This window comes from Nereida ignava, assembly GCF_001049735.1.
GTDB lineage: Bacteria > Pseudomonadota > Alphaproteobacteria > Rhodobacterales > Rhodobacteraceae > Nereida > Nereida ignava.
On the sequence record NZ_CVPC01000002.1, the window covers coordinates 24,282 to 38,694 of the forward strand.

The window sequence follows — 14,413 nt, forward strand, 5'->3', positions numbered from 1 at the left end:
CAACGGCGCGGCTCTGCACGACGAGTTGGGCGAAATCTTTGGCCTGAAATCATTCTTGGGCGGCAACACAGGCGCACAAGCAGGTGGTTGGTTCCGTAAAGAAATCACCTCAGCTGCTGATTTCAACGGTCTGAAATTCCGTATGCCAGGCCTTGGCGGTAAAGCACTGGGTAAACTGGGCGCATCTGTTCAGAACCTTCCAGGCGCAGAAGTGTACCAAGCTTTGGCATCTGGCGCGCTTGACGGCACCGAGTGGATCGGCCCATGGGCAGACGAAAAAGCCGGTTTCCAGGAGATCACAAAATTCTACTACGCTGCGGGCTTCCACGAGCCAGGCGCAGGTCTGTCAGTTGCAACAAACCGCGACGTATTCGACAGCCTGTCACCAGCGCACCAGAAGATCATCGAAATCGCATCTGCTGAAACACACCAGTGGAACCTTGCACAGTTCCTTAACAACAACGGTTCAGCGCTTCAGCGTCTGCAATCCGGCGGTGTTAAAGTTCTCGAATTCCCAGATGACGTTTGGGATGCATTCGGTAAAGCAAGTGAAGAAGTCCACGCCGAAAACCTCGGTGATGACCTCTACAAAAAGGTCCACGATGATTACCAGGCGTCGCTCAAAGCGTCATCTGGCTGGATCAAGCAGTCTGAAAGTGCATACCGCACACAGCGCGACCGCGTTCTGGGCTAATCGCTCGATTGCAGGGGGGAGGGCGCGCGCGTCCTCTCCCAAGCGTTCGCATCTTTGGGTCGGCCAGCATGCGTTGGCCGCTCCAACTTTTACCGCATTATGATCTGACTGCATCCGCAACCATGGCCGATGGGCATTGGGGTTGCGTGGCACATCATAACTGCGCCGAAATTATTACGAGCCGCCGCTCCACGACTTGAAGGCTTAGGGGAATATCATGCTCGACGGGATCATCTGGTTTTTTCAAAACATCGCTTTGGCGTTTTACAACATCGGCTACGCGCTGTTGAACACTTCAAGCTGGCTTGACTGGCTGACGTGGGACAACACCACCGAGGACAAACAATCCCTGATGCGGTTCATCTATTATGGCGGCTCTGTTGAGTTGTTCTTCGCGATCTTCACCCTGTTCATCTGTGTGACCATCGCGGGCTTGCTGTACCGCCCATTCATGTGGGGCTGCGTGCGGGTATTTGAAGGGTTCGCCAACGCCGTGGGCCGTTTCTTTGCATGGGCCGGCCTTTTGATGGTGCTGCAACAGATCGTCATTGTATTTATGCAGCGTATTTTTGCAGCTTCTGAGTTGTCATTCGGGTTTGGCAAAAGCTTTGCCTTTGACATCAGCTGGTGGTCCGAAGAGTTGAAATTCTACAACGCCATCGTGGTGTGCCTGTGTGCGACCTATACATTTGTGCAGGGCGGCCACGTGCGTGTTGATTTGGTCTACTCAGCCGTTTCCTTCCGCACCAAGCGCATCATTGATATGGTGGGCAGCATCATCTTTATGATGCCAGCGGCGGTGCTGACGTGGATGTATGGTTGGTATTTCCTGTGGCGTCACCTTGTGGTGCCGAACCCATCCGCCTCCGACAGCCTTGACCGTTTGGTAAACAAAGCTCGCGCGCTGCGCTGGAATGTTGAGACCATCGGTTTCTCGCCCAACGGGTTCAACGCATATTTCATGTTCAAGATTTTGCTGATCGTCTTCACGGCGATGGTCTTCTTGCAGGCGATTACCTTCTTTTACCGCAGCTACCTTGAGTTGCGCGAAGGCCCCGAGGCCGAAGGCAAAAACCTTGACCGTGATAAACTTGGCGATGCTGACGCAGAGCTCGCCGCGAACATCCATTAAGTTAAGAAAGATCTAGAGACATGTTATTCGGACTTGATGGCGTAGAAGTCGGCCTGATCATCGTATTCCTGACGCTCTTTGCGGGCATTTTGTCAGGCTTTCCCGTGGCTTTTGCAATCGGTGGCTCGGCCGTGATCTCATTCGGGATCATCGCGGCACTCGATAGCAACGGCCTGCTTATTCACCAAGCAATCGACAAAGACAGCGCGCAATACGCGGCCCTTTTGGCCGAAGGGATACGCCCTGAGGCGGTCTCGATTTTCCGCTACCCTGAGTTGCCGCGCATCGGTGAGCCTGTGTTCTTGCAAGGGTGGGAAGTCGCCCTTGATCGTAATGTGTCGTTCATTGTGAACCGCATCAACGAACGCGTTTTGGCGGGCCAATCCATTGAAACACTGTTGGCTGTTTTGATGTTTGTTCTGATGGGCATCACCCTTGAGCGGTCTAAAATTGCGGATGATTTGCTGAAAACCATGGCACGGGTTTTTGGCCCGCTGCCCGGTGGTTTGGCGGTGTCCGTGGTTGTGGTTGGTGCTTTCCTTGCGGCGTCCACAGGTATTGTGGGGGCAACCGTTGTGACCATGGGGCTTTTGTCTTTGCCCACAATGCTCAAGAACGGATATTCGCCGCAGCTTTCAACAGGTGTGATTGCCGCCTCTGGCACATTGGGTCAGATCATTCCGCCGTCCATCGTGATTGTGTTGCTTGGGACATTGGCGGGGGACTTGTATTCGGCAGCCCAAGAAGAGCGTGCCCAATTGGTGGGATGTTCTGATGCGCTGACATATCTGGGTGAGCCTGCGGTTGTATCCGTGGGCACGTTGTTCCAAGCGGCGCTGTTGCCAGGTATTTTGCTGGCGATGCTCTATGCGGGCTATGCGTTTGTCTACGCGCTTTTCAACCCGTCCAAAGCGCCAGCGGTCCAGATGGGCAGCAGCAACAGTGAGCCGATCACCCGCTCTGACGGGCTGACATGGTTCTTGGGTGCGCCGATCATGTTGATCGGTGGTTTGATCTTGTTCGTGAACATCGGCCTTGTCGGCAGCCAGTCCACAATCGTTGACAGCTACACCGACGCGGGCACTACCGCAGACCTTCGTACGTCTGTTGGCCCTGAATGTGCCGCGGCCATGATTGATCTGCACGGTCAAGCCGAATGGGACGAAGCGGTCGCACAACAGCAAGCCATCGACGATGCGGGCGGAGTGCAAGAAAGCCGTCAGCTGACATCGGAAGAGCGTGAGACGCTGATCCTTGAAAAGATCGAAGCTGCTGCGCCAATCGGCACAGGTTTGGCTGTTTCAATGATGTTGCTGGGTCTGGTTCTGACCACTGCACGCGGTGTTGCACCATCAGCAGGACGCTTGCCGCTGATCGCAGGAACACTTGGCGCATTGGGTGTGCTTTTTGTTGACGTCGCTCTTTTGGGGCCCACCACATCCGCCGGTGCGCGGCTGTTGCTGATCGCATTGCCTCTGGGCCTTGCCCTTTGGGGATGTGCGGGAGCGATGAAGATGCTGGCTAAAAATGAGTTGCTGCGCGTTGTCTTCCCGCCGTTGGTGTTGATCATTGCGGTGCTTGGCTCAATCTTGGGCGGCATCACCAACCCGACACCTGCTGCGGCACTTGGTGCGGGTGGGGCGATCATGCTGGCCGCGTATCGCCGCCTCGCGGATGAGGGGCGTTCGGGCAAGATGATCTTGATGACCACTTTTGCGATCATCGTGTTGATCCTTGTGGGCGTGAACTTTGATCTGCGCTTGGGCACAGGCGACACCAGTGTCGAAACCGTTTTGGCGTTCATCGTGGCTAAGGCTGCGTATCTATTCGCGATGTTCGGTATCCTGTTTGCCTGTTGGGTGCTGTTTACGGGCGGGGTCCTTAGCCCCGTGGTGCGCGAAACCGCCAAAGTCACCTCGATGGTGTTCACCATTTTGATCGGCTCACAGCTGCTTAACCTTGTGGTGATTTCATTTGGCGGCGAGCACTATATCCAACAGTTCTTGCGCTCGTTCGACAACGAATGGACGGTGTTCTTGTTGGTTATGTTGGTGTTGTTCATTTTGGGCTTTGTTCTGGATTTCCTAGAGATCATCTACATCGTCATCCCGATTGTGGGGCCGGTCATCTACGGCGGTACGATGGATCCGAAATGGGTAACAATCATGATCGCTGTGAACTTGCAGACCTCGTTCCTGACACCCCCGTTTGGCTTTGCGCTGTTTTATCTGCGCGGCGTGGCCCCGAAGGAAGTCACCACTGGCCACATCTACCAAGGTGTATTGCCCTTCGTGTTGATCCAAGTGGCAGGGCTGGCGCTGTTGGCGGCGTTCCCAAGCGTGGTGACAATTGTGCCGAACCTGATTGGTAACTGATTAAATCAGACCTGAAAAAGACAACGGCCCTGCAGGAAACTGTGGGGCCGTTTTCTTTTGGTTGAGAGGATGGGGGGCGATCAGGCAGCCTTAGTCAGCCGCCTTCATACCGCAAACTATACTTTTGAAGACAGCGTATCAGGCAGCGAGATATTTGCGACTTGTTCGGCAATAGGATCAATGGACAGCGGGTGCGTCTCTTGCTCAAAATCGGCCACGTTGTTCATGGTTTCCCACGCGCCACCACGGTAGACCTCAAGGCCCGAGAATTTCGCCTTGTAATCCATTTTGGGCGATCCAGGCACCCAATACCCAAGGTAAACATATGGCAGGCCTGTTTCCCGCGCGATCTCGATATGATCAAGGATGATGTGCATCCCGGGCGAGCTTGGCGCCGCATCAGGCGCAAAAAACGAATAGACCATGCTCAGCCCGTCATCGAGCAGATCGGTCAGGCAAACAGCGGTCAAAACCTCGTCGCGGGTGTATTCAATCACGCGGCTGCGCACGGGTGTTTCTTCGACCATGGCGGCGAACTCGAATATGTCCATATCAGCCATGCCGCCATCTGCATGTCGCGTATCCAGATACGCGCGAAACAGGGAAAATTGCTCTTCGGTGGCCCAAGGGCTTGTCACGCGGCGGCGCATATCTTTGTTGCGGCTCATCACGCGTTTCTGGCTTTTGCTCGGCTTGAAATCAGCCACTTTGATGCGGGCGGACAAACACGCGGTACAATCAGCACACGACGGCCGGTAAAGCACATTTTGTGAGCGGCGAAAGCCTTGCTTGGACAGCCCGTCATTCAGCTTTTCTGCGCTTTCACCCTGCAATGCGGTAAACAGTTTACGCTCCATCCGACCCTCAAGATAAGGGCAGGGCTGCGGTGCGGTCACATAAAACTGTGGTGCAATTGGCAGGGTGTGGCGCATTAATAATCCAATTCTTGAATACGCAAACCCTAGCAAGCGAAAACAGTCTCGCCAACCCCTGTCTGCGTGGTGCGTTAACGCGAATGTGCAGCGTGGTTAATGGCCACGGTCCCCAGCAGATGGTCAGTCGCTCCTTGGCGCTTTTCGCTGATCAACATCAAGATGATCGAGATCAACTGTAACACCGGCACTGCAAATGAGATGACATATCCCAATGTGTGTAAAAACGCGGTTCCCGCATCAAACTTGGTGCCCTTGGCGGTGCGAAATTCAATTGCCACCACCCCCATGCCCACCGTGGCTGAGCGGCGCGTCAACGTGACAACGCGGTAGATGAAGCTGACGGAAAAGAAGACTGCAAAGAAGATGAAAAAGCCGACCCCAAGCGTAAGCAGACAAAGCGCGATCGATATGGCCGCGATGATCAGCGTATCAATCCCCCACGCCAGTAAGCGTTTCAGCGGTACATCGGCGTAGAACTCTGCTTGATCGACGGGATCGGGAAGGGCGATGTACATAGGCGGATATCCGTGTGGTTTCACTTGTTATGGGCATTTATGTGATTGTTTGGGGCCTTTCGATCAAGGGCATCCGCTCTTTTTGACCAATTGTTGTCCTTGACCAATCACGGCGCGCGTATCACGTTGTTTTATATGAAGTTTACAGATGCCATCACCCGCATGCCACGCGCCTTTGACCCTGATCGCGGGGCCGAACGCGCTGTTTTGTTCGATGGCCAGTTGGCGGATGTGGTTGCCGGTGCCGCAGGATGTAGCCCGTACCTTAGCGGGCTGATCAGTAAGCATAATGAGTGGCTACAGGGCGCTTTTGCAGACCCTGAAGCGGCCCTGCGCGCCGAATTGGCGGCAGTGGCGGGCTATGCCTCAAACATACCATTGAGTGAGCTAAGCCCGTCTTTGCGCCGGTCAAAAGGACGGATTGCCTTACTTACGGCACTTGCGGATCTGGCCGGTGTCTGGCCGCTGGAAAGTGTCACAACGGCGTTGACCCACCTTGCGGACGCAGCACTTCAAACGGCCCTTGATGCAGAGTTTGCAGCCCGTTTCAAAAGGGGGCATCTGCCATGGTTGACCGAGGATGATCTGGCCACAAACGGTGGCTTGGTTGTGCTCGCCATGGGTAAGATGGGCGCGTTTGAATTGAATTACTCAAGCGACATTGATCTGATTTGCCTCTTTGATGACAGCCGCTATGCCCGCGATGATGTGGCCGATGTGCGCCACGCATTTGTGCAGATTATCCGTGCAGTGACCAAAACGATCAGCGCCCAAACCCGCGATGGTTATGTCTTTCGAACAGACCTGCGGTTGCGCCCTGATGCGGCGGTGACGCCCGTGTGCATGTCGATGTCCGCAGCAGAGCTTTATTACGAGGCTGAGGGGCGCACATGGGAGCGAGCGGCCCATATCAAGGCGCGGGTGTGCGCAGGCGATCATAAAGCCGGAGAGGCTTATCTTGAGCGTCTTCGACCTTTCGTCTGGCGCAAGCATCTGGATTTTGCAGCGATCCAAGACGCCCATGACATGCGCCTCAAGATTTGGGCACATAAAGGGCTGGCAGGGGCTATTTCATTGCCCGAGCATAACGTGAAACTGGGCCGTGGCGGTATTCGCGAGATTGAGTTTTTCACCCAAACGCAGCAGTTGATTGCAGGCGGGCGCGATCCTGATTTGCGTGTGCGTGGTACCTGTGCAGGGCTAGACGCTATTTCCGCAAAAGGTTGGATTAGCAATGAGTTGGCAGGCGATCTTAAAGTAAAATACCGCGGCCTTCGTGATGTTGAGCACCGCTTGCAAATGATTGCTGATGCGCAAACCCACGTGTTGCCCCGCGATGAAGAAGGCTTCTGCCGGCTTGCCGCCATGATGGGCGAGGACGTGGCACCGCTAAAGCAACGATTGCAGGACCTATTTGAGAGCGTTCACAGCCGTACAGAGGCGTTCTTTGCGCCAGAAGCGCCTGCCGAAGATGGTGCTATCGCCAGTCTCAACATGACAGAGAACAGAAGCGACACAGCTACAGTTCCGAACGATTTTGGCCAAGAAATAATTGCCCGTTGGCCCAGCTACCCCGCAATGCGATCTGCCCGCGCCACGGAAATTTTCAACCGCCTGCGCCCGTCTATCGTGGCTAAATTGGCTCAAGCCGCACGCCCCGAAGAAGCGCTTGCGCATTTCGATGGGTTCTTGCGCGGCTTGCCGGCAGGTGTGCAGGTATTTTCTCTTTTTGAGGCCAACGCCCCGCTGGTGGATTTGCTTCTTGAGATTTGCGCGACGTCACCTGCGCTTGCGGCGTATCTTGGTCGTAATTCCAACGTGCTGGACGCGGTCATTGCGGGTGATTTCTTTGCGCCGTTCCCAAGTGATGCGCAGCTAAGTGACTTAATTTCCGATGCTCTAGCGGCCTGTGGGGATTATGAGGCGGTGCTGGATACGGCGCGACGGATTAAGAAAGAATGGCACTTCCGGATCGGCGTGCATCATCTGCGCGGTGTGATTGATGCGCAAATTGCAGGTGCGCAATACGCGTCCCTTGCCAAGGCGTTGGTTGGCGCCCTCTGGCCGCGGGTCACGGCTGAGTTTGCGTCAAAGCATGGCGCGCCGATGGGGCGCGGAGCGGTTCCAATTGCGATGGGGTCTCTGGCCGCAGGTCAGTTAAACGCGGGCTCGGATCTGGATTTGATTTTGATTTATGATGCGGACGCTGATGCGATGTCTGATGGTCCAAGGCCGTTGCAGACGCGAACATATTTTGCCCGCCTTACCCAAGCGTTGATCACGGCGTTGACGGCGCAATTGCCGGAAGGGCGGCTGTATGAAGTTGATATGCGCCTGCGTCCTTCGGGGCGGCAAGGGCCTGTGGCCAGTGGTTGGGCGTCTTATGCGAGCTATCAGAAAGAAGAAGCATGGACGTGGGAGCATCTTGCCCTGACGCGCGCGCAAGCACTTGGTGATGGGGCGCTGGCAGAGGACTGGAACGCTTTGCGCGATGATATTTTGCGGCACACGCAAAAAGACGTGCTGAGTGATACAAGCGATATGCGGGTGCGTTTGGCCGGCGCGAAACCTGCGAGTGATCCGTGGGACGTCAAAAACGGTGCGGGCGGCGTGCAAGATATTGAGCTGTTCGCCCAAGCCAGTGCGCTGAAAGCGGGGCTTGATGAGGTACCTCGCGATACGTCGACGCAATTGGCGACAACAGTCGCAAACGGATGGCTGAATGACGCGGACGCGCGCGCCATCACCGCAGCTTATAAGACCCTATGGGCCGTGAAAGCGATGCAGGCTGAGTTGAGCCTTGGGCCGTTTGATGCAGCAAAAGTCGGGACGGGCGCGGTTGGCGTTCTAAATGGTATTTTGGCTGCTGGCTCCGAGGACGAGGCGCTGGCAAAAGTGGCTGAGGCGCGGCAAACGGCGCGTGCATGTATTGAACGGATTATGCCCCTTGGGGGCGCAAAAGATGGGGCAGGCGGCAATGATTGACTTCAAGTTTTTGGACCCACGCGGATTGATCCAAGAAAGCTATAAAATCGACGGGATCAGCGCGCCTGAGTGCCGCTCGATCTTTCTGGACTGGGCGCTTGGGCTGCCCGCGGGTGTTGCGATGCAAGATTATATCAAGCCGCTTATTGACCACTACGGGCAATCAAACGGGGATCATCCGATGACACAGACGCTGCGCGAAGGCCTTGAAACGGCCCCCGCCACAGGACGGCGCGGCGGGCGTGCCGCGCGTGTAGCTGAATAAACAGCTAAGTGATTACCGCTTAAGTGCTGCGGCTTCGCGCGCCAGCTCTTCAATCGCGGCCCAGTCCTTTGCGGCGATCAGATTGGCAGGGCAGACCCAGCTTCCGCCAACGCAAAGCGTGTTGGACAGCCCAAGGTATGTAGGTGCGTTTTCGGGTGTGACACCACCCGTTGGGCAAAATGAGACCTGTGGCAAAGGCGCGCCAATTGCTTTGAGTGCGGGAGCGCCGCCATTTGCCTCGGCCGGGAAGAATTTCTGCACCGAATAGCCAATTTCGAGCAGCGCCATGGCCTCGGACGCGGTGGATGCACCGGGCAACAGCGGCAGCGCTGAGATTGCGCAGGCCTCAAGCAATTTTGGCGTGGCACCAGGTGAGACACCGAACTGCGCGCCGGCTTCTTTTGCGGCTTCTACGTCTGTGGGCGTCAAAAGGGTTCCGGCGCCAACGGTGCCGCCTTCAACTTTGGCCATCTCGCGGATCGCATCGAGGGCTGCGGGGGTTCGCAACGTCACTTCAAGGGCGGGCAATCCGCCGGCCACAAGTGCTTCGGCCAAAGGACGCGCGATTGCGGCGTCGTGGATGACGAGCACGGGCACAACCGGTGCCAGTTCACAAATTGCGCGGGTGTGGTGGCTGGCGTCGAGTGGGCTCATCATGATGGTATCCTCTTCGGGGTATTAGGTGCCGGAAAGTGACGTGGATGCCTCCGGCGGGGATATTTCTAAACAAAAGAATTGAAACAGTAAATTAACTTAAGCTTTGTATTCGGGAGCGGCAGTACAGGCGGGGACGCCGATGGCTGTAACAAGAGAAGGCCCCACGGGACTTTTGCGCGCATGCGTATTGTCTCGGGGGCTGATCTTCTTTTGTTCATAAATATCCAAATCCCGCGTTTACACAACAACACCGGCGCCAGAGCTGGCAGGGCCAACGTTGGCGCGAAATACCTCAAACATCTCGCGGCCAACGCCGAATGTGTTGCCTTCAAGGTTTGGTGTGGCTGCGGCTCGTGCGTCAACGCCTTCGGTCAGCACATCCAAAGTGCCGTTTTGCGCATCGACCCGAACGATATCGCCGTCTTGCAGTTTCGACAAAAGACCGCCGTGAAGCGCTTCGGGCGCTACGTGGATCGCTGATGGAACTTTGCCTGATGCGCCGGACATCCGGCCATCTGTAACAAGCGCCACTTTAAGGCCACGGTCTTGCAACACTGCCAACGTCGGGGTGAGCGAGTGCAACTCGGGCATGCCGTTTGCCGCAGGGCCTTGGAAGCGCACTACGACAATGGTGTCTGATGTGAACTCGCCCTTTTGGAAGGCCGTTTTTACGTCATGCTGATCTTCGAAAACACGGATGGGGGCTTCGACAATCTGACGTTCGGGTGCGACGGCGCTGACTTTCATCATGCCGTGCCCAAGGTTTCCGCGCAGCTGCTTTACGCCGCCTTCAGGCTGGAATGGATTTGAGACAGGGCGGAGAATCTTCTCATTCTCACTTTTTGCAGAGCCTTCGCGGTACTCAAGTTTGCCGTCCTGCAAAACAGGCTCTTGTGTGTAGTGTGACAATCCTTTGCCGACGATTGTATCTACATCGTCGTGCAGCAGGCCAGCGTTCAACAACTCACCGATCATGTAGCCGAGCCCACCTGCTGCGTGGAAATGGTTCACGTCTGCGAGGCCGTTGGGGTATACTTTTGCCATCAATGGCACCAACGCCGAGATATCCGCAAAGTCCTCAAGCGTAAGTTCAACGCCTGCCGCGCGTGCCATTGCAGGCAGGTGCAGCACAAGGTTTGTTGAGCCCCCCGTCGCCATCAGCCCGACGATGCCATTCACAAACGCCTTTTCTGAGAGCACATCGCAGGCGGGGGTGTAATTATCGCCCAGTCCTGTGATGCCCAGGGCCGTTTTCGTAGCATGTTCGGTAAGGGCTGCGCGAAGTGAGGTGTTGGGGTTCACGAAAGATGCGCCAGGCAGGTGCAGCCCCATGAATTCCATCAACATTTGGTTGGAATTCGCCGTTCCATAAAACGTACAGGTGCCCGGGCCGTGGTAGCTTGCCATTTCGGCGGCCATCAACTGGCTGCGGTCAATGTCGCCGGTTGCGAACTGTTGGCGCACACGGGCTTTTTCGTCGTTGGGCAAGCCACTGGTCATCGGGCCTGCTGGCACAAAGACTGACGGGATATAGCCGAATGTACCGGCAGCAATAATAAGACCCGGCACGATTTTATCACACACACCCAAATACATCGCCGCGTCATAAGTGTTGTGTGACAGACCAACGCCTGCGGCTAATGCGATCACATCGCGCGAAAACAGCGACAACTCCATGCCCACTTGGCCTTGGGTTACGCCATCACACATGGCCGGAACGCCCCCCGCAACTTGGGCAGTGCCGCCGTGGGTGGCTGCGGCCGCTTTGATCAGATCAGGAAATTCTTTGAACGGCTGGTGGGCCGAAAGCATGTCATTGTAGGCGGTAATGATGCCAATGTTGGGGGACTGCTCATCAAGTAGGCGGTCCTTTGCGTCGCCCATCGCCGCATAGGCGTGGGCTTGGTTGCCGCAGCTCAGGTGGCCGCGTTTGGGGCCAATGTCTGCGGCTTTGCGCATACGCTCAAGATATGTCCCGCGCCGCTTTTCTGATCGGGCAATGATGCGGTCTGTCACGGCTTTGAGGGTTGGGTTTAGCGACATGTGGCAGGCTCCATCGGCTTAGACGTCTATTATTCACCCGCGTTCTAGCGATGTTTGCGCTAACAAGTCCAGCAGTTTCAGTATGTGGGACACAGTTTGCCGCAGTTTGCTATGATGCTTGGCCAATTCAATCGTGTGCTTTAAGGGAGGCATCATGACACAAACCACCACAGATGTGCCCGCTTCACCCAGCGATCTTCCCGTAGTTCGACTGAAACCAAAATCCGACGCCCGTGCCATCAGGTTTGGCGCGCCGTGGGTCTATGCAGAGGATTTGGTGACGGATCGGCGCACCAAAGCCTTAGGCGCGGGCAGCTTGGCCATTTTGGAAGACGCAGACCGCAAGCCATTGGGCCTTGTGGGGGTCACACCAGACAGCCAGATCATCGCGCGCATGCTTGATCGCGATGTAACTGCCACGATTGATCAGGCGTGGTTTGAGGCGCGCCTGCAGACGGCGTTCGAGCACCGCGAGCGGATGTTCGATGCGCCATTCTACAGGCTGATCCACGCAGAGGCCGATGGGCTGCCCGGTGTTATCATTGACCGGTTTGGCGATATTGCAGTGGTGCAACCTAACGCCGCTTGGGCCGATGCGCGGATTTCGCAGCTGTCAGCCGCACTGCAGTCGGTGACGGGCGTGAACTGCGTGATCAAAAACGCCTCGGGCCGTGCGCGCGGGCTGGAAGGGCTTGATGATGTGTCCGAGGTCCTTGCAGGCACTGCGCCGGACGCGCCATTGGAAGTGCCGATGAACGGCGCCATTTATCTGGCGGACGTTATGGGCGGTCAAAAAACTGGTCTGTTCTTTGACCAACGCCCAAACCACGCGGTAGCGGCGCGGCTGTCGAAAGGCGCACGGGTGTTGGACGTATTTTCCCATGTTGGCGGTTTTGGGCTTGCGGCGTTGGCGGCGGGTGCGCAAAGCGCCACGTGCGTTGACGGTGCACAGCCCGCGCTTGACCTGGCCCAAGGCGGGGCGGATGCAATGGGTATGGGCGACAAGCTCAGAACGCGCAAAGGGGATGCATTTGCCGTTCTTGAGGCGCTAAACGAAGAAGGCGCGAAGTTCGACGTGGTGGTCTGTGATCCGCCCGCGTTTGCGCCGTCGAAAAAATCGCTCGATCGTGGGTTGCGCGCCTATGAGCGGGTGGCAAAACTGGCGGCACCACTTGTGGCCGAGGGCGGATATCTTGTGCTGTGCTCATGCTCGCACGCAGCGGATGTGCATAAATTTGCGCGCTCATCGGCGCGAGGTATCGGGCGGGCAGGACGCCGTGCCCAGCACATTCACACAGGGTTTGCAGGACCAGATCATCCGTTGATGCCACAGCTTTCGGAAAGTGGATACTTGAAGGCGCTGTTTTATCGGTTGCTGCCGTGAAAGCGCTAATCGACGCCTGCGTTCTTTATCCAACCGTGATGCGCGAGGTGGTCATTGGTGCCGCCCGCGCGGGGCTGTTTGAGCCGCAGTGGTCTGAACGGCTGTTGGAAGAATGGGCCCGCGCTGCGGCGCGCCATGGGGCAAGTGACGAGGTCGCTGCGCGGTCTGAGGCGGTGATGCTGAATGCGCATTTCGCACGCGCCCAGATACGGCCCAAAGACGGTGATTTGGCACGGCTTTGGCTGCCTGACCAGAACGATATTCATGTGTTGGCAGCGGCTATCGCAGGCTCGTCTGATGTGATCATTACCAACAACGCAAAAGATTTCCCGCGCAATATTCTGGCCGAAGAAGGCGTTTCGCGCGCAGATCCTGATCAATTCTTGTTGGGGCTTTGGCATGCCAACACTGAGGTCATGGCCGACGTCGTTGAAGGGGTGCGCGCCCAAGCAGACAAGCTGTCAGGCAGTACATGGACCACGCGGGGGCTGTTGAAAAAAGCGCGTCTTCCGCGATTGGGCAAAGCGCTTCAGTCTTAAGGGGGCTTCCGCCTTATTAGGTGTTACTTTTGCACCGCATCCCATTTGGCGACATTGGCCTCAATCGCCTTGATCCGTTCTTCGGTTTTAGGGTGGCTGAGCAACCACGCAGGGCTGCCGCCGCGCGCACCCGTTAGTTTTTCAAGCTTGGTGAAAAGCGTCTTTTGCGGTTCAACCCCGATGCCGGATTTATGCAACAACGCTGAGGCATATGCGTCCGCCTCATATTCATCGGTGCGTGAAAGCCGTGCTGCGATCAGCGATGTCAGCATCCCCGCAATCCACGGGCCGACACCCGGAATAAAGCGCCCCAAAACCATGGCCAATGCTGTGCGCAGCGCATTTTGGCCCGAAAAGTCAATCATTCGGCGGCGCGAGTGACCCAACGCGACGTGTCCCAATTCATGTGCGATGACCGATGCCATTTCGGCGCCTGTGACCTCACCGGCCTGAAATTTTTGATAAAATCCGCGTGTGATGAAAATACGCCCGTCAGGTGCGGCCAACCCATTGACTGGCTCAATCTCGTAGATGTGCACGCGGATGCGCGGGATATCGAGCGCCTTGGCCATTGCCGCTGTGTGGGTTGTCAAAATGGGATCAGCAAGCTCGGTGCTGTTACGATCAAGCTCGCGGGCCGTGCGCCACGCAGAAAAGCGCACCATGACATAGCCATAGGCAAGCGCCAAAAGGATGGGTGCAAATTTCAACATGCTCTTTATATGGGGCAGTGTGGGCGGGCTTGCCAGTGTTTGGTGCAAACTTCTGTGCGTCAATAAAAAGCGCCCTCGCTGAAGATGGCGAACCCAAAGGCTGGCCTTTCAACAAGGGCGCGGTAACGGCGATACTTTTTGCGACGGCGCAGCAGCTTTAACCGCACGCGCCGTCC

At 56.4% G+C, this 14,413-nt stretch carries 11 protein-coding genes and 1 pseudogene; 7 read left to right on the forward strand and 5 right to left on the reverse strand.

The genetic code is table 11. From position 1 onward, the window contains the following. Positions 1 to 4: 4 nt before the first annotated feature. From NIG5292_RS00335 to NIG5292_RS00345, 3 genes and pseudogenes are all read left to right on the forward strand, one after another. Positions 5 to 694, forward strand: a pseudogene (locus tag NIG5292_RS00335) (TRAP transporter substrate-binding protein); the annotation flags it as partial. A 217-nt stretch (positions 695 to 911) separates the two neighbouring features. Further along, the gene (locus NIG5292_RS00340; RefSeq protein ID WP_048597359.1) at positions 912 to 1,826 is read left to right on the forward strand and encodes a TRAP transporter small permease subunit; all 915 of its coding nucleotides are present in this window, start codon (positions 912 to 914) and stop codon (positions 1,824 to 1,826) included. 20 nt (positions 1,827 to 1,846) lie between these two features. Continuing rightward, positions 1,847 to 4,201, forward strand: coding sequence for a TRAP transporter large permease (locus NIG5292_RS00345; protein ID WP_048597360.1), 2,355 nt, complete (start codon positions 1,847 to 1,849; stop codon positions 4,199 to 4,201). A gap of 116 nt (positions 4,202 to 4,317) precedes the next feature. Here the strand turns inward: NIG5292_RS00345 and NIG5292_RS00350 are convergent, their stop codons facing one another. Continuing rightward, on the reverse strand, positions 4,318 to 5,133 hold the full coding sequence (locus NIG5292_RS00350; RefSeq protein ID WP_048597361.1) for an arginyltransferase: 816 nt from the start codon (positions 5,131 to 5,133) through the stop codon (positions 4,318 to 4,320). A gap of 74 nt (positions 5,134 to 5,207) precedes the next feature. After that, positions 5,208 to 5,651, reverse strand: coding sequence for an RDD family protein (locus NIG5292_RS00355; protein ID WP_048597362.1), 444 nt, complete (start codon positions 5,649 to 5,651; stop codon positions 5,208 to 5,210). 135 nt (positions 5,652 to 5,786) lie between these two features. Here NIG5292_RS00355 and NIG5292_RS00360 point away from each other — a divergent pair, with 135 nt between their 5' ends. Further along, complete coding sequence (locus tag NIG5292_RS00360; RefSeq protein WP_048597704.1) at positions 5,787 to 8,636, forward strand: bifunctional [glutamine synthetase] adenylyltransferase/[glutamine synthetase]-adenylyl-L-tyrosine phosphorylase; 2,850 nt, start codon at positions 5,787 to 5,789, stop codon at positions 8,634 to 8,636. Then, positions 8,629 to 8,901 carry a hypothetical protein gene (locus NIG5292_RS00365; RefSeq protein ID WP_048597705.1) on the forward strand — a complete coding sequence of 91 codons (273 nt, stop codon included), beginning with the start codon at positions 8,629 to 8,631 and terminating at the stop codon, positions 8,899 to 8,901. Before NIG5292_RS00360 ends, NIG5292_RS00365 begins: the two co-directional genes overlap by 8 nt. A 12-nt stretch (positions 8,902 to 8,913) precedes the next feature. On the opposite strand, the gene eda is transcribed toward NIG5292_RS00365, so the two are convergent. Next, positions 8,914 to 9,555: a bifunctional 4-hydroxy-2-oxoglutarate aldolase/2-dehydro-3-deoxy-phosphogluconate aldolase gene (gene eda, locus NIG5292_RS00370; protein ID WP_177193417.1), complete on the reverse strand. Its 642-nt coding sequence runs from the start codon at positions 9,553 to 9,555 to the stop codon at positions 8,914 to 8,916. 240 nt (positions 9,556 to 9,795) lie between these two features. Next, positions 9,796 to 11,601: a phosphogluconate dehydratase gene (gene edd, locus NIG5292_RS00375; RefSeq protein ID WP_048597364.1), complete on the reverse strand. Its 1,806-nt coding sequence runs from the start codon at positions 11,599 to 11,601 to the stop codon at positions 9,796 to 9,798. 154 nt (positions 11,602 to 11,755) lie between these two features. On the opposite strand from edd, the gene NIG5292_RS00380 reads away from it, so the two are divergent. Further along, positions 11,756 to 12,985 (forward strand): RSP_2647 family RNA methyltransferase, encoded by a 1,230-nt coding sequence (locus NIG5292_RS00380; RefSeq protein WP_048597365.1) that lies wholly within the window; start codon positions 11,756 to 11,758, stop codon positions 12,983 to 12,985. Beyond that, on the forward strand, positions 12,982 to 13,524 hold the full coding sequence (locus NIG5292_RS00385) for an RSP_2648 family PIN domain-containing protein (protein WP_048597366.1): 543 nt from the start codon (positions 12,982 to 12,984) through the stop codon (positions 13,522 to 13,524). Before NIG5292_RS00380 ends, NIG5292_RS00385 begins: the two co-directional genes overlap by 4 nt. A gap of 23 nt (positions 13,525 to 13,547) precedes the next feature. Here NIG5292_RS00385 and NIG5292_RS00390 read toward each other — a convergent pair whose 3' ends face one another. Next, complete coding sequence (locus NIG5292_RS00390; protein ID WP_048597367.1) at positions 13,548 to 14,237, reverse strand: M48 family metallopeptidase; 690 nt, start codon at positions 14,235 to 14,237, stop codon at positions 13,548 to 13,550. Between the last annotated feature and the right edge of the window lie 176 nt (positions 14,238 to 14,413).

What these genes read in the sequence shown, in the direction of transcription:
- NIG5292_RS00340 (WP_048597359.1), top strand. Translation starts at nt 912, where the DNA reads ATGCTCGACGGGATCATCTGGTTTTTTCAAAACATCGCTTTGGCGTTT.
- NIG5292_RS00345 (WP_048597360.1), top strand. Translation starts at nt 1,847, where the DNA reads ATGTTATTCGGACTTGATGGCGTAGAAGTCGGCCTGATCATCGTATTC.
- NIG5292_RS00350 (WP_048597361.1), bottom strand. Translation starts at nt 5,133, where the DNA reads ATGCGCCACACCCTGCCAATTGCACCACAGTTTTATGTGACCGCACCG.
- NIG5292_RS00355 (WP_048597362.1), bottom strand. Translation starts at nt 5,651, where the DNA reads ATGTACATCGCCCTTCCCGATCCCGTCGATCAAGCAGAGTTCTACGCC.
- NIG5292_RS00360 (WP_048597704.1), top strand. Translation starts at nt 5,787, where the DNA reads ATGAAGTTTACAGATGCCATCACCCGCATGCCACGCGCCTTTGACCCT.
- NIG5292_RS00365 (WP_048597705.1), top strand. Translation starts at nt 8,629, where the DNA reads ATGATTGACTTCAAGTTTTTGGACCCACGCGGATTGATCCAAGAAAGC.
- eda (WP_177193417.1), bottom strand. Translation starts at nt 9,555, where the DNA reads ATGAGCCCACTCGACGCCAGCCACCACACCCGCGCAATTTGTGAACTG.
- edd (WP_048597364.1), bottom strand. Translation starts at nt 11,601, where the DNA reads ATGTCGCTAAACCCAACCCTCAAAGCCGTGACAGACCGCATCATTGCC.
- NIG5292_RS00380 (WP_048597365.1), top strand. Translation starts at nt 11,756, where the DNA reads ATGACACAAACCACCACAGATGTGCCCGCTTCACCCAGCGATCTTCCC.
- NIG5292_RS00390 (WP_048597367.1), bottom strand. Translation starts at nt 14,237, where the DNA reads ATGTTGAAATTTGCACCCATCCTTTTGGCGCTTGCCTATGGCTATGTC.